The sequence below is a fragment of the Streptomyces yangpuensis genome (assembly GCF_024666385.1).
Classification (GTDB): Bacteria; Actinomycetota; Actinomycetes; order Streptomycetales; family Streptomycetaceae; genus Streptomyces; species Streptomyces yangpuensis.
Genome location: NZ_CP102514.1, coordinates 2,610,694 through 2,634,296, shown reverse-complemented (window position 1 = coordinate 2,634,296; position 23,603 = coordinate 2,610,694). Strand labels below are relative to the sequence as shown.

General features: G+C 74.0%; 17 protein-coding genes. 4 read left to right on the top strand and 13 right to left on the bottom strand.

Annotated features, from left to right (window positions below; genetic code table 11):
* Window position 1: 1 nt before the first annotated feature.
* The 11 genes from NRK68_RS12045 to NRK68_RS11995 form a co-directional block, all read right to left on the bottom strand.
* Window positions 2-2,941, bottom strand: coding sequence for a serine/threonine-protein kinase (locus NRK68_RS12045; RefSeq protein WP_257855760.1), 2,940 nt, complete (start codon window positions 2,939-2,941; stop codon window positions 2-4).
* A complete protein-coding gene (locus NRK68_RS12040) occupies window positions 2,938-4,212 on the bottom strand; it encodes a hypothetical protein (RefSeq protein ID WP_183065623.1) in 1,275 nt (424 codons plus the stop codon). Before NRK68_RS12040 ends, NRK68_RS12045 begins: the two co-directional genes overlap by 4 nt.
* Window positions 4,213-4,331: 119 nt before the next feature.
* Window positions 4,332-5,288 (bottom strand): glutamate ABC transporter substrate-binding protein, encoded by a 957-nt coding sequence (locus NRK68_RS12035; protein ID WP_257857825.1) that lies wholly within the window; start codon window positions 5,286-5,288, stop codon window positions 4,332-4,334.
* Window positions 5,289-5,449: 161 nt separating this feature from the next.
* Window positions 5,450-6,859, bottom strand: coding sequence for a GlnX family signal transduction membrane protein (locus tag NRK68_RS12030; RefSeq protein ID WP_183065439.1), 1,410 nt, complete (start codon window positions 6,857-6,859; stop codon window positions 5,450-5,452).
* A gap of 209 nt (window positions 6,860-7,068) precedes the next feature.
* Entirely contained in the window at window positions 7,069-8,058 is a 990-nt protein-coding gene (locus tag NRK68_RS12025) for an N-acetylglucosamine kinase (RefSeq protein ID WP_257855759.1), read from the bottom strand.
* The gene (locus tag NRK68_RS12020; RefSeq protein ID WP_257855758.1) at window positions 8,049-9,323 is read right to left on the bottom strand and encodes a 6-phospho-beta-glucosidase; all 1,275 of its coding nucleotides are present in this window, start codon (window positions 9,321-9,323) and stop codon (window positions 8,049-8,051) included. The genes NRK68_RS12025 and NRK68_RS12020 overlap by 10 nt, the downstream gene beginning before the upstream one ends.
* A 5-nt stretch (window positions 9,324-9,328) precedes the next feature.
* Window positions 9,329-10,186, bottom strand: a complete 858-nt coding sequence (locus NRK68_RS12015) for a carbohydrate ABC transporter permease (protein ID WP_257855757.1) — start codon at window positions 10,184-10,186, stop codon at window positions 9,329-9,331.
* The gene (locus NRK68_RS12010; protein ID WP_183065435.1) at window positions 10,183-11,127 is read right to left on the bottom strand and encodes a carbohydrate ABC transporter permease; all 945 of its coding nucleotides are present in this window, start codon (window positions 11,125-11,127) and stop codon (window positions 10,183-10,185) included. The genes NRK68_RS12015 and NRK68_RS12010 overlap by 4 nt, the downstream gene beginning before the upstream one ends.
* Window positions 11,128-11,130: 3 nt before the next feature.
* Window positions 11,131-12,471, bottom strand: a complete 1,341-nt coding sequence (locus NRK68_RS12005; RefSeq protein WP_183065434.1) for an ABC transporter substrate-binding protein — start codon at window positions 12,469-12,471, stop codon at window positions 11,131-11,133.
* Window positions 12,472-12,591: 120 nt separating this feature from the next.
* Window positions 12,592-13,818, bottom strand: a complete 1,227-nt coding sequence (locus NRK68_RS12000) for an ROK family transcriptional regulator (protein ID WP_257855756.1) — start codon at window positions 13,816-13,818, stop codon at window positions 12,592-12,594.
* 132 nt (window positions 13,819-13,950) lie between these two features.
* Window positions 13,951-15,033, bottom strand: coding sequence for a mechanosensitive ion channel family protein (locus tag NRK68_RS11995; RefSeq protein WP_373023515.1), 1,083 nt, complete (start codon window positions 15,031-15,033; stop codon window positions 13,951-13,953).
* A 284-nt stretch (window positions 15,034-15,317) separates the two neighbouring features.
* On the opposite strand from NRK68_RS11995, the gene NRK68_RS11990 reads away from it, so the two are divergent.
* Window positions 15,318-15,860 carry an HNH endonuclease gene (locus NRK68_RS11990; RefSeq protein WP_030840658.1) on the top strand — a complete coding sequence of 181 codons (543 nt, stop codon included), beginning with the start codon at window positions 15,318-15,320 and terminating at the stop codon, window positions 15,858-15,860.
* A 117-nt stretch (window positions 15,861-15,977) separates the two neighbouring features.
* Here the strand turns inward: NRK68_RS11990 and NRK68_RS11985 are convergent, their stop codons facing one another.
* Window positions 15,978-18,986 (bottom strand): glycoside hydrolase family 84 protein, encoded by a 3,009-nt coding sequence (locus tag NRK68_RS11985; protein WP_257855755.1) that lies wholly within the window; start codon window positions 18,984-18,986, stop codon window positions 15,978-15,980.
* Between the two features lie 231 nt (window positions 18,987-19,217).
* Here NRK68_RS11985 and NRK68_RS11980 point away from each other — a divergent pair, with 231 nt between their 5' ends.
* Both NRK68_RS11980 and NRK68_RS11975 read left to right on the top strand, forming a co-directional pair.
* Window positions 19,218-21,212: a 4-alpha-glucanotransferase gene (locus tag NRK68_RS11980; protein WP_257855754.1), complete on the top strand. Its 1,995-nt coding sequence runs from the start codon at window positions 19,218-19,220 to the stop codon at window positions 21,210-21,212.
* Window positions 21,213-21,232: 20 nt separating this feature from the next.
* Entirely contained in the window at window positions 21,233-21,475 is a 243-nt protein-coding gene (locus NRK68_RS11975; RefSeq protein WP_046774879.1) for a hypothetical protein, read from the top strand.
* 109 nt (window positions 21,476-21,584) lie between these two features.
* Here NRK68_RS11975 and NRK68_RS11970 read toward each other — a convergent pair whose 3' ends face one another.
* A complete protein-coding gene (locus tag NRK68_RS11970) occupies window positions 21,585-22,076 on the bottom strand; it encodes a MarR family winged helix-turn-helix transcriptional regulator (protein WP_183065429.1) in 492 nt (163 codons plus the stop codon).
* A 107-nt stretch (window positions 22,077-22,183) separates the two neighbouring features.
* On the opposite strand from NRK68_RS11970, the gene NRK68_RS11965 reads away from it, so the two are divergent.
* The gene (locus NRK68_RS11965; protein WP_257855753.1) at window positions 22,184-23,566 is read left to right on the top strand and encodes an MFS transporter; all 1,383 of its coding nucleotides are present in this window, start codon (window positions 22,184-22,186) and stop codon (window positions 23,564-23,566) included.
* Window positions 23,567-23,603 lie beyond the last annotated feature (37 nt).

Here is a 23,603-nt window from a genome sequence, read left to right as displayed (position 1 = left end):
ATCACACCCACGTCCGGGGACGGAAACGGTTGGCCCGTTCCACCAGTTCGATCCTCTCCTCGCCACGCCGTGCCAGCCGTGCGAGGACGCGGTACGAGCGCTCCAGTCCGAAGCGCAGGCCCCGCTCGTCCAGTTGACTGCCGAGCAGCGAGGTCCGGCCGGGGTCGGCACCCCGACCACCCGACAGTACCCAGTCCAGGGCCGAGCCCAGAACCTCCGTCGCCAGCAACTCCTGCCGCTCCGGGTCCAGCCCGAACCTCCGCAGAGCCTCCACCTGGTCGGCGGCGGCCGAAAGATCGGCCAGCAGAGGCTCGTCCGGTGACCGGTCGCGCAGACGTGCCCGTACGGCCGCCACCCGCGCGGCGGTGTAGTGGATGGACGCCTCCGGTACGGATTCCAGCGTGCGTACGGCTCCGGCCCGGTCACCGGCGGCCAGTTGGACCCGCGCCAGCCCGAAGGCCGCGCTGACGAACCCCGGGTCGGTGATCCAGACCAGCCGGTAGTACTCGGCGGCGTTGTCCAGTTGGCCCAGCACCTCCGCGCACAGCCCGAGGGCCAGCTTCGGTGCGGGCTCGCCCGGGAAGGCGTCGTAGATCGCGTCGAAGGACACGGCCGCCGTCTCGTCGTCACCTGTGGCCAGCGAGGCGATGCCGCGGGCCCACACCACGCGCCAGTCGTCCGGGTGACGGGCCTCCAGCTCGGCCAGGGCGTCCCCGGCCGCGGCCGGTTCACCGAGCTCCAGCCGGGCCCGCAGTTCGCGCAGCCGCAACTCCGCCGATTCGGCGGGCGCCGAGGCCAGCGCGCCGAGCAGGTCCGCGGGCGCGGAGGCCAGCAGACCCGCCAGGAAACCGGCGTTGGGGTCGCCGGCGTCCACCAGCGGTACGGGCAGCGCGAGTGCGCTGTCGCGGGCGTCGAGCGTGGTGGCACTGCCGGTGCCGGTGCCGGTGCCTCCGGCGGGAGGTGCGGTCAGGGGTGCGGGCGCGGGGCCCGCCGCGGTCGGGGGAGCCTGCCGTGCCCGCGGCACGGCCGCCCCCGCCACACGCGTGGCCGTGGTCAACCCGGCCCCGCCGGAGCCCGCCGGGCCGGCTGCGCCGCCTGCTGCGGACGCGGGGTGCCGGCTCCCCGGTGCGCCGCCGCGCGCGGCGTGCCGCGGCCCCGCCGAAGCGGCTGCCCCGGGTAGGCCGGCGCCGCTGGGCGAGGTGACCGGGCCGGAGGCGGCCGGGTCCGCCGTGCCCGGCGAGGTGCCCGCGCCCACGGCGCGCACGCCTGCGCCGCTCGGCTGCTGAGCCGTTCCGGGGCGGCCCGGCGGCGGAGGTGTCGGGCGGGTGCGGCTCCACAGGCTGCGCAGACCGGTGCCGCCGCGGGGGGTGATCTCGCGGTGGCCCAGACGGGAGACGACCGTGTCCCAGGTGTCCGTGCCGGTGAACAGCCGGGTGTCCGGGACCCGCAGTTCCGGGCCGAAGAGGGTGGACAGCTGCGGCCGCGGCTGCCCCGTCTGCAGCGCGACCACCTCCCGCAGCACACCCGTCAGCTGGTCGGCCATCTCCTGCGCCGACGCGAAGCGCCGCCCCGGGTCCGGATCGGTCGCCCGTACGAGCAGCCGGTAGAAGGACTCGTACCGCCGGAACACCTCGATGTGCTCCGGATCCGGCAGCGAATCCACGAACACGTTGGTGTAGCCCTGGAAGTCGAACGTCAGGACGGCCAGCGTCCGCGCCACCGTGTACAGGTCGGAGGCGACCGACGGCCCCAGCTCCGCGACCTCCGGGGCCTGGTAGCCCACCGTGCCGTAGATGGCCGACTCGTCGTCGTCCATCCGCCGCACCGCGCCCATGTCGATCAGCTTCAGCTGGTCCTGCTGCTGGATCGCGTTGTCGACCTTGAAGTCGCAGTACAGCAGGTTCCGGCTGTGCAGGTGGCCCAGCGCCTCCAGCGCCTCGATGCCGTACGCGCACGCCTGCTCCACCGGCAGCGGGTCGCGCCGCCCGTCCGGCCGGCGCCGTTCGTTGGCGATCTCCTTCAGCGACTTGCCGCCGACGTACTCCATGACGATGTACCCGTCCAGCGAACCGGTCCGCTGGTCCAGGTGCTCCACGAAGTTGTAGATCCGCACGATGTTGGAGTGCTCGATCTCCGCGAGGAAGCGCCGCTCCGAGATCGCGGCCTCCATCGCGTCCTGGTCGCCCGTGTCCAGCAGGCCCTTGAGGACCACCCACCGGTCCGCGACGGCCCGGTCCACCGCCAGGTACACCCAGCCGAGACCGCCGTGGGCGAGGCAGCCGGCCACCTCGTACTGTCCGCGCACCACCTCACCGGCGCGCAGCTTGGGCACGAAGGAGTACGGGTGCCCGCACTTGGTGCAGAACCCTTCCGTCCGGCCCGGCCGGTCCCCACGGGCCCGGCCCACCGGCGCGCCGCAGTCCGAACGCGAGCAGAAGCGCTTGCGCTCCGGCACCTCCGGATTGTCCAGGACCGCAGCGGAGGGGTCCGGACGCGGCACCTCCGGCACGTTGACCAGTCCGGCACCGAGCCGGCTGCGGCCCGAGGACGCGCCGGAGCCCGAACTGCGCACCGATACCGACCGGGTGGACGCCTGCCCCGTCAGGGACCGCGAGAGCCGGCCCGACACCGAACGGCGCGACGAGGAGGACCGGGAGGACCGGGCCGACGCCGAGGAACGCGCCGAACCGTGCGACCCCTGGGAGCCCTGCGACCCGTGGGAGCCGTAGGACCCGTGGGACCCGTGGGACCCGCCCGACCCCAGGGAGCCGCGGGCCGCGCTCGTCATCCCCGTCGGCGGCGACACCAGCTCCTCCGCGCCCGCCGCGATCGAGCCGAACGGGGCCAGGCCGCACGTGTCGCAGTACAGCTCGCCGCCACCCATGTCCTCGTACGCTCCCGGGCAGCCGGGGCGAACGCACGCCGCTCCGGTCATGCTCATGCGTCCTCCGTCCCCGGCTCGTCCGGCCGGATCGTCTGCTCGGGCCGGTGCCGCGGCGCCAGCGACTCCGCGGTCGCCTGCTGGTAGCGCAGCACGGCCTGCTCCGCGGCCCGCAGGTCGCAGGGCGCGCTCCACAGCATCCGCCGGGCCACGTCGTACCTCTCGATCAGCAGGGGGTCCTCCGCCAGGCCGTGCCGGGCCACCTTCGCCTTGTAGGCGTCGAGCCGGCCGCGCAGCTCGGCCCGCACGGCCAGTGGCGCCGTCACCGCGGTCAACGATTCACGGGCCCGGCGCAGTTCCTCCTCGGCCCGCTCCTCCAGGGATTCCAGCAGCGGTGAGAGCCGGTGCCAGCGCGCGTGACGCCGGTGGTCGGCCGCCGCCGCGAGCTGCTCCTGCAGCACCGTCGGCGGACCGCTGACCACGGGCACCTCGGACGCGGCGATCTTCGCCAGCACCTCGCCGCGGGCCGTCCGCGCCTCCGCCAGGGTCCGGTCGGCCCGCGAGAGCACGTCGCGCAGGCTGATCAGCCGCTGCTCGGAGTCCTGGCGCACGTCCAGTACCGCCTCGACCTCCCGGCGTACGTCCTCCAGCGCGAGCGCGGCCCGGTCGTAGCGCGCGGTGTCCGGACGGCCGCCGCCCGGTGCGGAACTCCCCGCGGCGGGACGCCAGAAGGCCAGCGGATCCGCGATCACCTGGGCGCGCAGCTCCGTGAGCTCGGCGGTGATGTACTCCAGGTCGTCGCCCGAGGGATGCTCACCCGGCCGCACGCCCACCGAGTGGGCCAGCGAACGGGTGCGGTGCAGCTCGGCGGCGAGCAGGTCGATCCGGGCGGGCAGCGCCGACCACACGGCGTCGGCCGCGACCACCACGTCCAGCGAACGCGCGTAGAGGTCGTTCATCCGGGACACGAGCTCGGCCAGCGAGAGCCGTTCCGCCAGCGCGGCGCCCTCCGTGGCGGCCCCGGCGATCAGGACCCCGGGCCCGCGCAGCCGCTCGGTCAGCTCGATCAGGTCCTCGCGGTTCGGCCAGCGGCGCCGCTCACGAATCTCCCGGGCGGCGGTCAGCGCCCCGCTGTAGGCGTCGAAGTACGTCCACAGCCGGGTGATGTCCGCGTCGGCTTCCGCCCAGCGCTCCCGGGTGAGCCCGGTCAGCTCGGCGCCCTCCAGGAGCCGGCGCCCGGCGTGGTCCTGGAGCGCGAGCAGCGAGGTCTCGACGGCCTCGTGCTCCGCGCCCAGCCGCGTCAGGGCACGGTCGACGCCGTCCCGGTCCATCACTGCAGACCCCGTCTCCACCGGCTGTGCCTCCGCTTCCGCCGCCTCCGTGTTCGCTTCCGTGGTCCCCTCCGCGTCCGACCTCGTGCCCGGTCCCGTGCCCGAAATCGCCACCGGCCTCAGCCGTCCCGGTACTTGGGCGGGGGCGGGGCGGTCACGCCGGGCAGCACGGGCTGGAGGTGCTTGAGGTACGCCCTCATCCACGGGCTGTCATTGCCGCCCGCGCGGTAGTTCTCCAGCACCTTGTTGACCCGGCGGACCAGGTCGGAGGCGTCCTTGTTCATCGCGACACCGTAGAACTCGCGGGTGAAGGGCGAGCCCACCAGCCGCACCGACGGGTCCTGGGCCGCCTGGCCGGCGGCGAGCGCGTTGTCGGTGATGATGCCGTCGACCTCGTGCAGCTGGAGCCGGACCAGGCAGTCCAGCTGGTTCGCCACGGTGACCGGCACCGATCCGTACGACTGGGCCTTGAGCGCGCTCTCCGCCGTGGAACCGGCCGCGACGCAGATCCGCTTGCCCTTCAGCGAGGCGTCGTAGCCGGTGATCGGCGAGCCCTTGGGGGCCAGCACCTGCTGTCCGGCCTCGAAGTAGGCCGTCGAGAAGGCGACGTCCTCCAGCCGCTTGCAGTTGATGGTCATGGTCCGCACGACGATGTCGACGCGCCCCTCCTGCAGGGCGGGGACGCGCTGGCTCGTCGGGATGGCCCGGTAGATGACCGCGTTCTCGTCGCCCAGGATGTCCTTGGCGATGGCCTTGACCAGGTCGATGTCGAAACCGTCGAGGCGGCCGCCCTCCGCGGTCTGGTTGCGGTACCCCCAGCGGAAGCTGTTCTGGTCCACGCCCGCGACGAGCTTGCCCGCCGCCTTGATCCGCGCGATGGCCGACCCGTCCACGTCGGACGGGCGCAGGCTGGCCTCGGGGTCCTGGCAGGTGTCCGCGAGGACCCAGGGCGCCGCCGGAGCCGCCGCCGCGGCCTGGGCGGGCCCGCGGGCGGGGACGCCGGGTGCGGTGTCCGGTGTCGCGTGGGCGAGCGGCAGCAGTACCAGCGCGGCCGTCACGGCGCAGGCGGCGGCCATGGCGCTCACGCCGCCCCAGCCCCGCAGCCGGCCCGCGGCGCGCCGGACCCCGGACGCCGCGCCCGGGGCCCGCCTGCGGCCCGTGCGCTCCACGTGCCCCTCGTGCTCCGCGTACCCCTCGTGGCCCTCGGCGGCCCGCCTCGCCCGTATCCGCATCGCTCTCACCTGTACTCCGAAAGCCTGCGCCCGATACCGAGCAGGGCCGCTGTCGCGCCGATGACCACCAGGACCGCCGAGCCCGTCACCAGGCCGCCCAGCGCGCCGAGCCCGTCCCGGGCCGCCCGGGTGAACTCCTGCTGCTCGTGGGCGACGGCCTGCTCCAGGGAGGCGTCCACCGTGTCGAAGGCGGCGCCGCTGCTCCGCTTGTGCTGTTCGTCCCCGACGACCTGGGACAGCGCGGCTTCGTAGTCGCCCTTCAAGTCCGCCTCCCGGGCCGCCTGGTGCCGCTGCTTCCACTGCTCCACACCGCCGGCGGCACGGCTCACGGGCTCCCGGCCGGCATCGTCGTCGGCCAGTCGCCGTGCGGTCGCGAGCCCCGCGTCCAGCTGCTTCATGTTGTTGGTGAAGTCCACGTCGTACTTGTCGGACTTCTTGTCCTCGGCCAGTACGGCGCCCCGCGCGATCAGTGTCAGGTTCTCACTCGCCCGGGCCTGGAGGGAGGCGATCCGCGCGTCGTTGAGCACCTTCATCGACTCCTGCCCGTCCGTGCGGGCTTCACTCAGTGAGGAACGCGCCACGGTATGGCCGACGGACAGCCAGAGCAGCACCACCACGGAGGCCGCGGTCGCGGCCACCAGCCCGTGGTTGAAGACCCGGTTCGTGTGCCGGTAGTTGCGCCGCTGCGCCCACACCAGGGCGGTCACGGCGAGCAGGCCCAGGCCCAGCGAGCCCAGCGGCCAGGACCGGGCGTCGTCGTCGTCGGTGTGCAGCCGACGGGTCTCCGCCTCGTACAGCCGCTGGGCGGCGGGCAGCAGCTGGGTGGTCATCTGTTCGTTGGCGTAACGGAGGTAGGCGCCGCCCAGCGGCAGGCCCTGCCGGTTGGTGGCCCGCGCCTGCTCGATCAGGCCGGTGTAGCGCGGCAGCTGTTCACTCAACAGGGTGATCTGCTCACGGGACTCCTCGCTGCCGCCGGTGTTCGCGGCGGCGCTCACCAGCAGGCGCGAGGCGTTGGCGATGTCCTTCTCGTAGCGCTGGCGGACCTCACGCGGCTCCTGCGCACCGAGGAGGAACCCGCTGGAGGAGGTGGTGTCGGCATCGGCGAGGGAACGGTAGATGCTGGCCGCGTCCGCGCTCAGCGGCTGGCTGCGGCCCACGACGTCGTCGGCGGCGGTGGCCCGGCCGGAGATCTCCCACACGCTCACCGCGCCGAACAGCATGATCAGGGCGGCCAGAACCGCCCCGATGATCCGCAGCCGGCCCGGTTCGGTGGTGGCGGCCTCACGCAGCCGCTGCACGCCCTCGGACCAGGCGGTGCGCCGGCCCGGTGGGCCCTCGGGCGGCGACGCCGGCGCGCCGGCGGGCGTCACGGGGACACCACCCCCGGGCGCGGGCGCGCGTGATGTGATCGCCACCGTGACCTCCCCCTCGGTCCTGTCGTCCCCCCAGCAGGCACAGGGGCGTCCCCTGCGCAGCAGCAGTATGGCCGTAGTGCCGGTGGACCACAGCACCCGGTGCTGGATCCGGGGCGATCCGCCCCCGCGGGTGCCTTTCGTCACCCCTTCACCGTCAATACGTCCTTACGGCCGTAACGGTTCCAGACCGGGCGCTTTCCGGGGCCGGTTCACCCGAAATGGGCGCGGAGTTTTCCGTGGACCGGAGCCGGGGCCCCGACCGCGTCCAGGCCGAGCAGCGCGGCGCCCAGCACCGGGGGCGCGGTGACCACCGTGATCCGGGCGCGCGGGGCCCGTTCGGCGAGGCCGGACGCGATCCGCTCGTCGAGCCGGGGGTGCCGGGCCGTCAGCACCCCGCCGCCCAGCACCACCGGCACCTCCTCGTCCAGCAGACCCAGGCGGTCCAGTGCCACCACGGCCATGGCCACCACCTCCTCCGCCTGACGGTGCACCAGCGAGAGCGCCACCGGGTCCCCGGCGGCGGCCACCTCGAACAGCACCGGGGTCAGCTCGTGCCGCCGGCCGGCCGGTACCTCCCCCAGGTGCAGGGCCTCGATCAGCGAGGCCATCGAGGCGTGGCCGAGCCGCGCGGGCAGCGCCCGGGCCAGCTCCGTGTCCGCACCCCGCCCGTCCTCCGCCCGGGCGGCGCACCACAGGGCCTCCTCGGCCAGGCCGCCCCCGCCGCCCCAGTCGCCGGAGATCCGCCCGACCGCGGGGAAGCGCGCGGTCCGCCCGTCCGGGGTCATCCCGACGCAGTTGATGCCGGCCCCGCACACCACCGCCACGCCGCGCGGTGCGGCGCCCGTGGGCAGTCCGGCGCGCAGCAGCGCGAAGGTGTCGTTGCGCACCGCGGTCGCACGCCCCCAGCCGCGCCGCGCGATCTCGTCCGCCAGCAGTCTCTCCTCGACGGGGAAGTCGGCGTTGGCGAGGCAGGCCGACACGTGCTCCGCGACGGGCCCTGCCCCGCCGCCGGCGCGTACGCCCGCCGAGGCCAGCGCCTCGGCCAGTACGTCCACGGCCGCAGCCACCCCGGTCCGGGGCGGCTGGAAGCCCCCGGCCCGCCCGGTGGCCAGCACCGACCCGTCCGGGGCGAGGAGCGCGACGTCCGTCTTGCTGTTGCCCGCGTCGATCGCGAGGACCGGAGGGAGGGTCACGCCCATGGCAGGTGCTCCTTGTTGTGCGCGAGGAGCCGGTCGGTCAGCCCTTCGGCCAGGTCGTACTGACCGACCAGCGGGTGCGCCAGCAGCGCCCGGAACACCCGCTCGCGGCCGCCGCGCAGGGCCGCGTCCAGCGCGAGGTCCTCGTACGCCGACACGTGCGAGATCAGCCCGGCGAACAGCGGGTCCGGGCGCGGCACCGGGAGCGGCACCGGGCCGGAGCCGTCGGCGGCGCGGACGCGCGCCTGGACCTCGACGACGGCGTCGTCGGGCAGGAAGGGCAGCGTGCCGTTGTTGTACGTGTTGACCACCTGGAACTTCGGGCCGCCGCCGCCCAGCAGCGCGGCCGCCAGGTCCACGGCCGCCTCCGAGTAGAAGGCGCCGCCCCGCTTCGCCAGCAGCGCGGGCTTCTCGTCGAGGGCCGGATCCGCGTACAGGCCGAGCAGTTCGCGTTCCATCGCGGCGACCTCGGCGGCCCGCGAGGGCTTGGTGCCCAGCTCCCGTACGACCTCGTCGTGGGAGTAGAAGTAGCGCAGGTAGTACGAGGGGACGACGCCGAGCCGTTCCAGGACCGCCCGCGGCAGCCGCAGGTCCGCGGCGACGGCCTCCCCGTGCTCGGCGAGCAGGCCGGGCAGGAGGTCCTCGCCGTCCGGGCCGCCCCGGCGCACCCCCAGCTCCCAGGTGAGGTGGTTGAGGCCCACGTGGTCGAGGTGGACGTCGGCGGGGGCCAGGTCCAGCAGGGCCGCGAACTTCCGCTGGAGGCCGATGGCGACGTTGCACAGCCCGACGGCCCTGTGTCCGGCGCGCAGGAGGGCCCGGGTGACGATGCCGACCGGGTTGGTGAAGTCGATGATCCAGGCGCCGGGGCTGGCCCGCCGGACCCGCTCGGCGATGTCGAGGACCACCGGGACGGTGCGCAGGGCCTTGGCGAGCCCGCCCGCGCCGGTGGTCTCCTGCCCGACGCAGCCGCATTCCAGCGGCCAGGTCTCGTCCTGGAGCCGGGCGGCCTGTCCGCCGACGCGCAGCTGGAGGAGGACCGCGTCGGCCCCGGCGACGCCCGCGTCGAGGTCGGTGGTCGTGGTGACCAGGCCGGCGTGGTCCTGCCGGGCGAAGATCCGGCGGGCCAGGGCGCCGATCAGCTCCAGCCGCTCGGTTGCCGGGTCGATCAGCACCAGTTCCTCGACCGGCAGGGTGTCGCGCAGCCGCGCGAAGCCGTCGATGAGTTCGGGGGTGTAGGTGGAACCGCCGCCCACCACTGCGAGTTTCAACGTCGTCAGCCTTTCACGCCGGTCAGGGTGACTCCCTCGACGAACGCCTTCTGGGCGAAGAAGAAGAGGACGATCACCGGGGCCATGACCAGCACGGTCGCGGCCATGGTCAGGTTCCAGTTGGTGTGGTGCGCCCCCTTGAAGGACTCCAGTCCGTAACTGAGCGTCCAGGCGGCCGGGTTGTCGGAGGCGTAGATCTGCGGACCGAAGTAGTCGTTCCAGGCGGCGAAGAACTGGAACAGGGCGACGGCCGCGATTCCCGGCCTGGCCATCGGCACGACCACGCGCAGCAGGGTGCGCACTTCGCCGCAGCCGTCCACGCGGGCCGCGTCCAGGTACTCGGCGGGGATGGTCAGCAGGAACTGCCGCAGCAGGAAGATGGAGAAGGCGTCGCCGAAGGCCATCGGGACGATCAGCGGCCACAGGCTCCCGGACAGGTCGAGCTGCCTGGCCCAGAAGAGGTACATCGGGATGACCACCACCTGCGGCGGCAGCATCATCATCGCGACGACCAGCATCAGTGACAGGTTCCGCCCGCGGAAGCGGAACGTGGCGAGCGCGTACGCGACGGGCACGGAGGAGACCACGGTCAACAGGGTGCCCACTCCGGCGTACAGGAGCGTGTTGCGCCACCAGGTGAGGAAGCCCGGGGTGTGCCACACCTGGGCGTAGTTGCCCCACTCCCAGGTGTCGGGCCACAGGTCGCGGGTCAGTGTCTGCCGGTCGCCCATCAGGGAGGTGAGCAGGAGGAAGACGAAGGGGAGGACGAAGAACAGGGCGGCGGCCACGCCGAGCGAGTGCACGCCGATCCAGTGCAGCACGGCCCTGCGCCGGTGGGCTCCCGCCGGCCGGTGAGGGGTCATCGGCCTGCTCCGACCAGACCGCCACGGCGTCGCATCAGAAGTGCGGTGAAGGCCATGGAGAGGGCGAACAGCACCAGCGCCACGACGCATGCGGCGCCGTAGTCGAAGCGCTGGAAGCCGAGGTTGTGGACGAGCTGGGGCAGGGTCAGCGTGGACCGGTCCGGGTACCCGGGCTCGAACTGCCGGCCGGAGCCGCCGATCACGCCGGCCGCCACCTTCCCCGCCACCAGCGGCTGGGTGTAGTACTGCATGGCCTGGATGACGCCGGTGACCACGGCGAACATGATGATCGGCGAGATGTTCGGCAGGGTGATGTGGCGCAGCCGGGCCCAGGCCCCGGCGCCGTCCAGCTCGGCGGCCTCGTACTGCTCCTTCGGTACGTCGAGCAGCGCGGCCATGAAGACGACCATCAGGTCGCCGACCCCCCACAGCGCGAGGGCGGTCAGCGCGGGCTTGGACCAGTCGGCGTCGGTGAACCAGCCCGGGGTGGGCAGCCCCACCGCGTCCAGCAGGGTGTTGGCGGGGCCGGTGCCGGGGTTGAGCAGGAAGACGAAGGCCAGGGTCGCGGCCACGGGCGGGGCCAGGTAGGGGAGGTGGAAGAGGGTCCGGAAGACCCCGGCCCCGGTCTTGATCTTCGTGACGAGCAGGCCGACGCCCAGGCCGAAGACCACGCGGCAGCTCACCATCACCACCACCAGCCACGCGGTGTTGCGCATCGCGGGCCAGAAGAGCGGATAGTCGGTGAAGACGTAGCTCCAGTTGTCCGCGCCGTTGAAGGCGGGCGGGCGGAAGCCGTCGTACTTGGTGAAGGAGAAGTACACGGTGGACAGCAGGGGGTAGGCGAAGAAGACCGAGAATCCGATCAGCCAGGGGGACAGGAAGGCCGCGGTCCGCAGGGCGGACCGCAGGCGCTTCGCCCGCTGGGCGCGTGCGGCGGGCACCGGCTACTCCGCCTTCGCGATGTCCGTGTCGATCTGCCGGTCGGCCTTGGCGAGACCCGCCGGGATGTCGGCGACGGCGCCCTTCTCGACGGCGTACGCGAAGTCCTGGAAGGTCAGCTGGTAGGTGCCGCCGTCGGCGCGGGCCGGGGTGGTGCTGGACTTCGGGTGCCGGGCGATGTCGAGGAAGGTCCGCAGCTCCGGGGTGACCTCGAGGTCGGGGGACTCCAGGGCGGCGAGCGTGGACGGCACGTTGTGGATGGCGTTGGCGAAGGCGACCACCGCCTCGGTGTCGGTGGTCAGGTAACGGACCAGCTCCCAGGCCGCGTTCTGCTTCCTGCTGCCCGACGCGATGCCGACGACCGTGCCGGAGAGGTAGCCCTTGCCGTAGTCGGCGGCCTGGTCGTCCGGGACGGGCAGCGGGGCCGTGCCGATCTCGAAGGCGACACCGGCCTCCTTGGCCATGGGCGCCCGCCACTCGCCGTCGATCTGCATGGCGACCTTGCCGGTGTGGAAGGGGTGCTCGGCGCTCCACTCGTCGCCGAAGGTGCTGCGGAAGCGTTCCAGCTTCTCGTACCCGCCGAGCGCCGCCACCAGGTCCTTCTGCGCGGTCAGCATCTTCGCGAAGGCCGGGTCCCGGGAGAGGTTGGACCGGCCCTCGGCATCGAAGTAGGTGGGGCTCCACTGGGCGGCGAGCCGCATGGGGGTGGTCTCGTAGCCGTGGAAGGTGGGCATCAGGCCGACCTGCTCGTAACTGTCTCCCGACGGATCCGCCTTCGTGAGCTTCTGCGCGACCTCGACGAACCGGCTCCAGGTCCTGGGGGGTTCGGTGATGCCGGCGGCGGCGAAGGCGGTCTTGTTGTAGACGAGGCCGTACGCGTCGTTCAGCAGGGGCAGGGTGCACTGGTTGCCCTTGAACTGCGTGTACTCCAGCAGGGTCCTGGGGAAGACCTTCGTCTTGTCGATGCCGGACTTCTGCAGGAAGGGGTTCAGGTCGGCGAGGGCGCGGGAGTTGCAGAACGTGCCGACGCTGTCCGTGGTGAAGGAGGACACCACGTCGGGGGCCTTGGCCCCGCCCGCGCGCAGTGCCTGGTTGATCTTGTCGTCGGTCATGTTGCCGGTGACCTGGACCTTGATGTTCGGGTGGGCCTTCTCGAAGCGGGCGATGCCGTCCTCGATCGCCCGGACCTCGCCCGGGGCGGACCAGCCGTGCCAGAAGGCGAGGGTGACGTCCGCCTTGGGATCGTCGGCGGCGGACTCGGCGGCCGGGCCCGTACAGGCCGTGGCGAGTGCGGATATCGCCGCGAGGAGGGCGGCTGCGGTGGTCAGGCGTCCGGTTCTGGGCATGGCGGGGCTCGCTCTCTGCGGGAGGGAACTTCCGGTGGGGGCCTGTGGATGCCGGCGGAGCGTGGGGCGCGGAGCGTGTGCGTGGGGAGTGGGGGGGGGAAGGGAGGGGGTGGCGCGGGGTCAGCGGGAGGTGTCGAAGACCTCGTCCCGGGTGGCGGCGAGCGCGCTCTCCAGCGCACCGTGCAGGACGGGCCGCCGAAGGACCTCGCCCGGGACCAGCCGGGGGCGCGAGGGGGCCAGTTCGGCGAGCTCGGCCTCCAGCAGCTCACGCAGCGGTTCGCCGCCCGCGCCGATCGCGGCCCCGGCCAGGACCACGATCTCCGGGTCCAGTACGGCGACCAGCGAGGCGAGACCGGTGGCCAGGGCGGTGGCGTACGCCTGGAGGAACCGCAGGTGCGCGCCCTCGGGCGCGGCGGCGGCCCGTGCGAGCAGTGCGACGGCGGCGGCGACCTCCGGGCCGTGCGGCCCGGCGTCCGGGCCGTCCGGCGAGCCGGAGGCGGGCTCGACGCCCAGGTCCGCGGCGAGCCGGGGCAGTCCCTCCACGCCGGCCAGTTCCTGGTAGCCGCCGGAGTTCGCCCGGGTGACCTGCCGGACCAGGGGGCGGCCGGGCACGGGCAGGAAGCCCACCTCGCCCGCGCCGCCGGTCCAGCCGCGGTGCAGCCTGCCGCCGAACACCAGGGCGGCGCCGAGCCCCTCCTCGTTCCACAGCAGGACGAAGTCCTCGTGGCCGCGGGCGGCGCCGAGGCGCTGCTCGGCGACGGCGGCGAGGTTGACGTCGTTCTCGTACTCGACGGGCATCGGCAGGGCCGCCGCCAGGTCGTCGAGGAGGGTGGGGGAGTGCCAGCCGGGGAGATGGCTGGCGTAGCGCAGCCGGCCGGTCTGCGGGTCGAAGGCGCCGGGCGTGCCGATGACCACCCGGTGCAGGTCGCTGCGGTGCAGTCCGGCGGCCTCGACCGCCCCGCCGAGGGCCTCGGTCACCTGGTCGACGGCCTGCGCGCCCTCCGTGTACGGGACCTCGTGGGAGGCGATCACGGTGCCGGTCAGGTCCGCGACGGCGGCGAGGACGCGCCCCGGGGTGACGTCGAGGCCGCCGACGTACGCGGCCCGCGGGTTGATCGCGTACAGCTGGGCACTGGGGCCGGGGCGGCCGCCGTCGGTGCCGGTGACGACGACGAGTCCGGCGGCCTCCAGACGGGCCAGCAGCTGGGAGGCGGTGGGTTTGGAGAGCCCGGTGAGGTGTCCGATGCGGGTCCGGGACAGCGGGCCGTGCGTCAGCAGGAGGTCGAGTGCGGCCCGGTCGTTCATGGCGCGCAACAGGCTGGGCGTTCCGGGCGTGGCGGCGGGCATGCGGCGGCTCTCCCTCACCGGGGTCATCTGTTAGGTAAGTTTCCTATCACTGTTCGAGCCGTGTCAATGCCGCTGCCCCGCAGGTCGTGAGGACACGACCTGCGGGGCAGCGGGAGCGGAACGGAAGGGCCGCTACTTGGTGATCCGCGGGCCGGCCGGCGGCGGGATCGGAGCGGTGGCCAGGGACTGCGGGGAGGCGGGGTTCGCCAGCGCGGACGGCGCGGCCACGGAGGCCGACGGGTCCGCCGGGGCCTCGTCCTCCTCGTCCGCGCCCGGCACGCCGCCGATGATCCGGATGCCCGCGGCGTCGAAGGCCTCCTTGATCCGCCAGCGCAGCTCCCGCTCCACGGCGAACTGCTGACCCGGCATAGTCTTCGCGGAGACCTTCACCGTCATGGAGGTGAGCAGCACCTCGTCCAGGCCCAGTACCTCCACCGGGCCCCACAGGCGCTCGTCCCAGGGGGACTCCTTCGCCATCGAGTCGGCGACCTGCTGGACCACCTCGCGGATCCGCGACAGGCTCTCCGAGGGCTTGACCTGCACATCCACGCCCGCGGTCGCCCAGCCCTGGCTGAGGTTGCCGATCCGCTTGATCTCGCCGTTGCGCACGTACCAGATCTCGCCGTTGTCGCCGCGCAGCTTGGTCACGCGCAGGCCGACCTCGATGACCTCGCCCGAGGCCACCCCGGCGTCGATCTTGTCGCCGACGCCGTACTGGTCCTCCATGATCATGAAGACGCCGGAGAGGAAGTCCGTCACCAGGTTGCGGGCACCGAAACCGATGGCCACACCGGCCACACCGGCACTGGCCAGCAGCGGCGCCAGGTCGATCTTCAGGGCGGCCAGGACCATCAGCGCGGCCGTGCCGAGGATCAGGAAGGACGCCACCGACCGCAGGACGGAACCGATCGCCTCCGACCGCTGGCGCCGCCGCTCGGCGTTGACGAGCAGTCCGCCGAGCGCGGTGCCCTCGACCGCCTCGGCGCTGGTGTTCATCCGGTTTATGAGCTTGGTCAGCGCCTTGCGGACCACCGAGCGGATCACGGCCGCGATCACCACGATCAGCAGAATCCGCAGACCGATGCTCAGCCAGGTGGCCCAGTTCTGCTCGATGAAGCTCGCGGCCTCGGTGACGCTCTCCTGCGCCTCCTTGACCGAAGCGGGCGCGTCCGGGACATCGGCTGCCAGCGGCAGCAGAGCGGCGGGCCAGGGCACGACAGGAACCTCCAGATGTAGCGGTCTGCCCGCCGGGGGTCCCGCCGGACGACGGCCGGGGGCGGATGCACGGGCAGACCAACCACACTAACGGGGCAATCCCTTCACTTCGGCGCCGTGTTCGAGGGAGAGACCAGACTCACCCGGGGATGACCGACTGTGGTCGAAAACACCTCGGACCCGTTACGGGCGAGTGGTGGCGCTTCGACCAGCCGTAAGGAGAGACTGGAGAACAGATCGTCCCGGCGCGAGCCACGCGCCGCCGGCGTACAAGGAGGCAGTCCGTGCCGCACGTCCTGGTCCTCAACGCGTCGTACGAGCCCCTCGGCGTCGTACCGCTCCGCCGCGCGCTCGTCCTCGTCCTGGAGAACAAAGCGGTCTCCCTGGAGGAATCCGGCGCCTATCTGCACAGCGCGACAAGGGTCGTCCCCGCGCCCAGCGTGGTACGGCTCAAGCGCTTCGTGCGGGTCCCCTACCGGGGGCCCGTTCCACTCACCCGGCGCGCCCTGTTCGCGCGGGACGGCGGCCGCTGCATGTACTGCGGTGCCGTCGCCACCAGCGTCGACCACGTCATTCCGCGCAGCCGGGGCGGACAGCACGTCTGGGACAACGTCGTCGCGGCGTGCCGGCGCTGCAACCACGTCAAGGCCGACCGGCACCTGCTGGAACTGGGCTGGCGCCTGCGTCACCAGCCGGCCCCTCCCTCGGGTCTGGCCTGGCGCATCATCGGCACCGGACACCGGGACCCGCGCTGGATGCCCTACCTCCAGCCGTACGGGGCCGAGGACGCGCTGGAGCGGATCGGGATCGGGGTGGCCGCCTCCTGACGGCCCCGCCGGGGCACCGCCGGATGCACCGGGCCGCAGGTCGTCGTCGGACCTGCGGCCCGGCTTCCGGGGTCCGCTTCGCCGCGCCCCGGAGGACGGCCGAGCCGGAACGTCCGGCTACGGCTTGACCGCGTAGGCCTCCACCGACCAGAGCGAGCAGCCGTAGCGCGTCGCGCGGCGCTCGCACGTCACCCGCACGAAGCGGGTGTCCGGCGCGTCCAGCCGCACCGACTCGCGCCCGCCGCGGGAGCCGGTGACGGCCGCGGCCGGCCGCCACGTCACGCCGTCGGCGGAGGTCTCCACCCGGTAGGCCGACGGGTAGGCGTCCTGCCAGTGCAGGTCCACCCGGCCGACCCGGGCCGGGGCGGCCAGCTCCGCCTGCCACCACGCGCCGTCCACCGCGGGCGACGACCAGCGGGTGCTGGGGGAGCCGTCCACGGCCGCCGAGGCCGGGAAGGAGGCGGTCTCGTTCGCCGAGGAGCTCGCCCGCGCGGTGCGCAGCAGGTCCGGCCCGCCGGTCCGGGGCACCGCACGGACCGTCAGGGTGCGCGTCTCTGCGCCGAAGGCCACCGGGATCCGGTAGCTGCCCGTCGGGGTGTTCGGAGCGACCACGACCTCCAGCGGGATCGACGCCTGACCGCCGCGCGGGACCACCGCCGTCTGCGGGAGGCGTACCTCTATGCCCGCCGGCGGCTGCGCCGACAGCGGTCCGCGGACCTCGCCGGGCCCCAGGGCGGACAGCTGGGCCGTGACCCGCTGCGGGGCGCCGCCGATCTCGGCGTCGGTGCGGCCCCCGTCCGCCAGCTCGAAGCGGGCCGCGGGGCCGTCCCCGAACCACGGCACCACCCGGTGCACCACGGGCGCGGCCCCGGCCCAGGCCAGGCGCACCGCGTCCGCCCGCACCCCGGCCGTGTCGACCTGGGTCCAGCCCGACGGCGCCGCGTCGCCGACCTTGCGCCAGCCCTCGCCCGGTACGTGGACCTCCACCACGGCGCCCCGCGAGCCCGCCGGGAACGGGTCCGTCATCACGGTCACCGCCGACACCGGGCGCACGGAGTCCAGCCGCACCGTCCAGGCCTGTGCGTCCTTCGTGACCGTGCCGGTCGTGCGGGCGACGCCGGTCCAGGCGTCCGCCTCCGCCGCCGCCTTCTTCAGGAAGGGGTCCAGGACGGCCTTGTCCACCTGGGCGGGTCCCGGCTCGGCCAGTGCCTCGCGCGCCTCGGCGAGGGCCTGTGAGGCCTGCCACGCGGCGGCTCCGTCCCCGCGGGCCTGGGCCTGCAGGACGTCCACGGCCAGTTCCCCGGCGGTTCCGTAGCGCGAGAGGCGCTCCAGCCAGGGGCCCGCCTCGTCCGACAGGGCGGTCAGCCGCTCGGGGGCCTCGCGCAGCACCGTGAACGCCTTGCGCAGCTCGGTCCCGGCAGCCGGGTCACCCGCGGCCCGGGCCTTCCAGAACTGCTCGACCAGCGGCTTCAGATATGCCGACTCCTCCTGCTTGAGGCCGGACGAGGCCGTGTTCCCGGCCAGCGCCGCGATCGCCTCGCGCTCCTTCGGGTCGGAGCCCGCGAGGTCGCGCACCGCCGCCTGCCAGGACTCGCCGGCCCGGTAGTCGCGGGGGTTCCAGGCGAAGTCCGCCGCCGTGAAGAGCGGGATGCGCGACAGGATGGGCTGCTGCATCGCGTTGGCCAGCAGCGCCGCCGAGCCGCCCGCCACCGCCGGTTCGCGGCCCGCGTACGGGCCGAGGAAGATCCGGCCCGGGTCCCAGTCGTTCACCGGGTAGTTGTCCATGGTGATCAGGGGCTGCTGCCCCATGGCGGAGCGCGCCCCGGCCAGTTCCCGGCCCGTGATCGTGCGCGGCACCACGCCGACGCCCGTCCAGGCGACCTCCACCCGCGCGTCCAGCGCGCGGGCCAGGGCCGTCCGGTAGGTGGTGGCGCCCTCCTGGTAGTACTCGGTGGGCAGCAGCGACAGCGCGGGCGCCCCCGGATACCGGGCGGCCAGGTGCGCGGCCAGCTCGTTCGCGACCTCCGCGTGCGCCTTCGCCGCCGCCGCCGGGCCCCGGCCGTACTGCTGCCGGTCCGCGCGGCAGCCCCATTCGGTGTAGCTGACGTCCTGGAACTGCACCTGGAAGGCGCGGAAGCCCAGGTCCCACATCGCGTCCACCTTGCGCGCGAGCGCCGCCCGGTCGGCCGCCGAGGACAGGCACATGGACTGTCCCGGGGTGACCGCCCAGGCCAGTACGACCCGGTTGGCGCGGGCCCGTTCGGCCAGCGCGCGGAACTCCTCCTGCCGTTCCCGCGGGTAGGCCTCGCGCCAGCCCGTCGTGCGGTACGTGTCGTCGCCGGACGCGATCAGCAGCCTGTTCTGCTTGGTGCGGCCCATGAAGTCCAGCTGGGCCAGGCGCTGCTCCTGGGTCCACGGCTGTCCGTAGAACCCCTCGGTGATCCCGCGCACCGGCGCGGCCGGCCAGTCCCGCACCAGGACGCCGGGCACCTTCCCGCGGCCCGCGGCGAGCAGCTGACGCAGCGTCTGCGCCGCGTGGAAGAGCCCTTCCCCGCCGACGCCGGCCAGCGCGACCGTGTCCCGGCCGCCGGGCCGGCCCACGGCCAGCCGGTAGCCGCCGGCCGGCAGGTCCGTGGCAGCGGTCGCGCCCATGGCCAGCAGGGCCTCCTGCGCGCCCGCGTCCTGGAGCCGTACGAGGGTGCCCCGCTCGGGCAGCGGCTCCCCGGGGGCCGGCTCGTGCAGGGTCTTCACGCCCGCCTTGCGCAGGGCCTCGCGCACGACCCGGAGGGCGTACGGATCGGCGTCCGCCGGGGCCACCAGCACGGCCTCCCGGCCCAGCGGGACCTCGCGCGCCGGATCGGCGGCCATCGACTGCGGCCGGGGCCACACGGCCGGGCCCTCGGAGGCGCTCCGGGGGGTGTCGGCACCCGGGTCGAGCACGGGGCCGACGGCGCCGTTGGCGCCGACGCCCGAGGCGCCGGCGGCGCCCGGCGCGGTGGACGGCCCGTCCGGCAGGGAGGGGCTGGCGAGGAACCCGAGCGGCGCGGAGGCCACGGCGCCGCCGAGCAGCGACCCGATCACCGCGATGGCGGCCGCCGTCGACCGTTTCCTGCCTCTGAGCTGCACAGAGCCTCCTCGTCGCGAGACGTCCCCCACTCGTACGAATGAGCACGAGCCCACCACCCGTGCGGCTGGAGTGTCAATGCGGGTGGGTGATCTGCCCCGGATGCGACAGGAATGCGACCCCTCCCAGTGGGTATGGCTGCGGTGTTCCCCGGCGGCGTCCCGCTTTTGTGCTCCACGCTTCTGACCCACCCTCACCCCCGCCTGCCCGCACGCACGAAGGAGCGCCCGTCCATGGACGACCTGGCCCGACTCGCCGCCCTGCACGGCATCGCCACCTCCTACCGGCCCGCCCCCGACGTCACCGTCGAGGTCCCCGAGGCCACCATCACAACGATCCTCGGGCTGCTCGGGGCCGTCACCGACGACGCCGAGAGCATCCGGGTGTCCGCCCGGTCGGCCGCCGAGGCGGCCGCCGGCCGGCTGCTCCCGCCCACGGTGGTGCTCTGGCAGGGGGAGCCCGTTGCGCCGCTCCCTGCCGGGCTCCCGCCGGGCAGCCGGGTCGTGGTGGTGGCGGAGGAGTCGGGCGAGGAGCTCGCCTGGGGTCCCGGACTCCCCCTCGGGGTCCACCGGATCACCGCCGAGGCCCCCGACGGGCGGACCGCCGGGGCGACCCTGGTCGTGGCACCCGAACGGGCCCCCGCCGCGCCGGAGCGGGCCCACGGGCTGCTCGTCCAGCTCTACTCCCTGCTCTCCGAGCGCTCCTGGGGCATGGGCGACCTCGGGGACCTCGCCGAACTCGCCCGCTGGGCGGCCCGGACCCACGGCGCGGACTTCATCCAGGTCAACCCGCTGCACGCGGCCCTGCCGGGAACCCCGACCGACCCCTCGCCGTACCGGCCGTCCTCGCGCCGCTTCCCCGACCCCGTCCACCTGCGGATCGAGGACGTCCCCGAGTACGCCGACTGCCCCGAGCGGGAGGTCCTGGCCGAACTGGCCTCCCGGGGCGCCGCGCTGCGTCACGAGGTGCTGGAGAAGGGCGCGCTGATCGACCGGGACGCCGTCTGGGCGCTCAAGCGACAGGCCCTGGAGCTGCTGTACACCGTCCCGCGGACCCCCGAACGGGAAGCGGACTACCGGGCGTTCTGCGCACAGGGAGGCGCCTCGCTGGACACGCACGCGGGCCGGCAGGCCGCCCGCACGGGCGAGGACCCGAAGGTACGCACCGACTTCCACCGCTGGCTGGTCTGGCTGACAGACGGCCAGCTCGTCGCCGCCCAGTGCGCCGCCCTCGGGGCCGGCATGACCGTCGGCATCGTGCACGACCTGGCCGTCGGGGTGCACCCGGACGGTTCGGACGCCGCCGAGCCGGCCCTCCACGCCCGCCACATCTCGGTGGGGGCCCCGCCGGACGCCTTCAACGCGCGCGGCCAGGACTGGGGGCTGCCGCCCTGGCGCCCGGACGTGCTGGCCGGCACCGGCTACGCCGCCTTCCGGGCGCTGCTGCGCGGGGTGTTCCGGTACGCCGGCGCCCTGCGCATCGACCATGTCATGGGCCTCTTCCGGCTCTGGTGGATCCCCGAGGGGACTCCGCCCGCCGAGGGCACCTACGTCTGCTACGACGGCGAGGCGATGCTGGCGGTCCTGGTCCTGGAGGCGCACCGGGCCGGGGCCCCGGTCATCGGCGAGGACCTCGGGACGGTGGAGCCGCACGTACGCCGCGAGCTGGCCCGCCGCGGGGTGCTCGGCACCTCGGTGCTGTGGTTCGAGCGGGACTGGGAGGGCGACGGCGGCCCGCTCGCCCCGCAGGCATGGCGGGCGGACTGCCTGGCCACCGTCACCACCCATGACCTGCCGCCCACGGCCGCCAAGCTCGCCGGCGGCCATGTGGAACTGCGTGACCGGCTCGGCCTGCTGACCCGTCCGGCCGGCCTGGAGCGGGCCGAGGACGCCGCCGACACCGCCGAGTGGCTGGGCCTGCTGGACGGGCTGGGGCTGGACACCAAGGGCGAGGAGGCCGCCGTACAGGCCCTGTACGCCTTCCTGCTGCGCACCCCCGCGCGCCTGGTGGGCGTATGGCTGCCGGACGCGGTGGGGGACCGGCGGCCGCAGAACCTGCCGGGCACCTGGGACCAGTACCCCAACTGGCGGCTGCCCGTCGCCGATGCCTCGGGCCGGCCTCTGACCCTGGCGGAGCTGATGGCCTCGCCCCGGGCGAACGCGCTGTTCAGCGCGGTGCGGGAGGGGGCGGTTCCCCGTACGGCACCCCCGGGCGCGCGCGGCGTTTAGGTGTTCGCTACGTTTGCACCGTGGACAAGAAGAACGCTCTGCGCGCCGGCGCCGTCTCGGCCGGAACGACGCTGATGATGCTGCTGATGACGTCTCCCGCTCTCGCGCTGACCCGCGACGACGGCGACGACCCGGGCCCGGGCCTGAGCATCGGTGAGACGCTCGGTCTGTACGTGGTCCTGCCGATCGTCATCTTCCTCGTCATCGTGGGCCTCGTGATGGTCCTCGACAAGTCGGACAGGCCGCAGAAGAAGCAGGCCTGACCCGCTGCGGCCCCGTGGGGCCGCGGCCGTATGACCTTCCCGGGCGCCGGGGGTCCGCACCGCCGATCCGTGTCGGCCGTGCGTCGACCCCCGGCGCCTCGGCGTGTCCTCAGATGCCGGCCAGCAGCTTGCGGAGCAGGCCGGTGAGCTGGGCCACCTCCTCGTCGGACAGCCCGGTGAGCGCGGCGCGCTGCACCTCCAGGCCGGCGGTGACGGCCTCGTCGATGAGTTCGAGGCCGCGGTCGGTGATCGTCACCTGGAGCCCCCGCCGGTCGTGCGGATCGGGCTTGCGGCGCAGCAGTCCGGCCTTCTCCAGCTTGTCCAGCCGCCCGGTCATGCCGCCCGTGGTGAGCATGAGCGTCGCCGAGAGCTGACGGGGCGAGAGCGTGTACGGGGCGCCCGAACGGCGCAGCGTGGCGACTACGTCGAACTCCCCGCGCGAGATGCCGAAGCGCTGGTAGCACTCCTCCATCGCGTCGCCCATGGCTTTGGTGATCCGGTAGATGCGTCCGAAGACGGCCATGGGGGCCGTGTCCAGCTCGGGGCGCACGGCGAACCACTGGGCCGTGATCGCGTCGACCGCGTCCTTTTCCTCACTCATGAGCGCAGTATTCCGGTTCCCTCGGATCGTTCGCAAGATAGTTGCTTGACGATAAGTAGCTTAGCGGTAAGCTACTTATTAGCAACCGAATCGGGGGAGGGGCCGTCATGGCGGTGTTCAGGAGCAGGACGTCGAAGGCCGGGGAGGCGAAGGTCGCGGGGGAGCGGTCGCTGCTCCTCGGCATCGGAGTCAGCGCGATCGGGATCGGCATGTACGTCCCCTTCTCGCTCGTCTTCTTCCACCACGTCACCGGCCTCTCCTTCACCCTCGTCGGCCTGGTCATGACGGTCACCGGGGTGGCCGGGCTGGCCTTCATGCCGCTGGCCGGCTCGGCCGTCGACCGGTTCGGCGCCAAGCGGGTCAACCTGGTGCTCTACGGGATCAGGGCGCTCGGCTTCGCCCTCTACCCCTTCGCGAGCTCCCTGCCCGCCTTCGCGGCCGTCGCCCTCGTCACCGCGCTCGCCGACCGCTCCTTCTCCGTCGTGCAGCAGTCCCTGATCGGGGAAGTGGCGCGGGGTGCCGCCCGCGACCGGCTCCAGGCGTCCACCCGGGCCCTGCAGAACGCCGGCATGGGCGCGGGCGCCCTCCTCGTCTCCGGAGTGCTGGCACTGTGGGGCACCGGCGGCTTCACCCACACAGCCTGGGCCAACTCCCTCGCCTTCGCACTCGCCGGACTGCTCGTCAGCAGGGTCCGCCCGGTCCCGGCCGAGCCGGACGCCGCCACCGCCGGGCGGCCGGCCGCCGGCTACCGGATGGTCCTGCGCGACCGCCCCTTCCTCGGGCTCACCGCCGCCAACTTCCTCACCGCGCTGGGCTATGCCGCCCTCTCCGTCCTCTTCCCGCTCTACCTCTCCACCTGGCTGACGGCGCCCGACTCCCTCACCGGAGCGGCATTCACCCTCAACACCGCCCTGTGCGCCGGGATCGGCGTGCTGGTCGCGGGCCGCGTCCGCCGCTCCGGCGCCCGCCGCACCCGCTCCGCCGCCCTCGGCGCCCTGCTCTTCGCCGCCGCCTTCACCGGGCAGATCGTGCTCGGCACCCTGCGCCCCGGCCAGGGCGCGACCCTGGCCGCCCTGCTCGTCATCGTCGTCGTCTACACCCTCGGCGAGCTGGTGCACAGCCCCTCCGGCGGCGCCCTGTCCGTCTCCGCGGCCCCCGAGCCGGTGCGCGGCCGCTACCTGGCCACCTACCAGCTGTCCTACTCGCTGGCCACCGCCCTCGCCCCTTCCCTCTTCACCGCCCTGCTCGCCGTGGACGGCCGGCTGCCCTGGGCCGTCCTGGCCGTCGCCGCGCTCGGCGCCGCCCTGGCGCTGCTGCGGCTGGAGCGGCACCTGCCGGCCGAGGCCGTGCACGCGGAGCCCCCGGCCGAGGTCGCCACCCCGGCCCCGGCCACGGCCGCGGTCGCCGGCGCCCCCGCCGCGGTCGCCGGCGTCGGCCCGGTCCCGGCCACGGCCGCGTCGGATCGCCGACCGGCCTCCGCGGCCGCCTGAACCGCACCCCCGGTCCCGTCTTCCTCATCCGCACGAG

Coding starts and splice junctions, on each gene's coding strand:
- NRK68_RS12035 (WP_257857825.1), bottom strand. CDS start 5,288: ATGGCCGCCGCCTGCGCCGTGACGGCCGCGCTGGTACTGCTGCCGCTC.
- NRK68_RS12005 (WP_183065434.1), bottom strand. CDS start 12,471: ATGCCCAGAACCGGACGCCTGACCACCGCAGCCGCCCTCCTCGCGGCG.
- NRK68_RS12040 (WP_183065623.1), bottom strand. CDS start 4,212: ATGGACCGGGACGGCGTCGACCGTGCCCTGACGCGGCTGGGCGCGGAG.
- NRK68_RS12025 (WP_257855759.1), bottom strand. CDS start 8,058: ATGGGCGTGACCCTCCCTCCGGTCCTCGCGATCGACGCGGGCAACAGC.
- NRK68_RS12015 (WP_257855757.1), bottom strand. CDS start 10,186: ATGACCCCTCACCGGCCGGCGGGAGCCCACCGGCGCAGGGCCGTGCTG.
- NRK68_RS12045 (WP_257855760.1), bottom strand. CDS start 2,941: ATGAGCATGACCGGAGCGGCGTGCGTTCGCCCCGGCTGCCCGGGAGCG.
- NRK68_RS11970 (WP_183065429.1), bottom strand. CDS start 22,076: ATGAGTGAGGAAAAGGACGCGGTCGACGCGATCACGGCCCAGTGGTTC.
- NRK68_RS11980 (WP_257855754.1), top strand. CDS start 19,218: ATGGACGACCTGGCCCGACTCGCCGCCCTGCACGGCATCGCCACCTCC.
- NRK68_RS12000 (WP_257855756.1), bottom strand. CDS start 13,818: ATGCCCGCCGCCACGCCCGGAACGCCCAGCCTGTTGCGCGCCATGAAC.
- NRK68_RS11965 (WP_257855753.1), top strand. CDS start 22,184: ATGGCGGTGTTCAGGAGCAGGACGTCGAAGGCCGGGGAGGCGAAGGTC.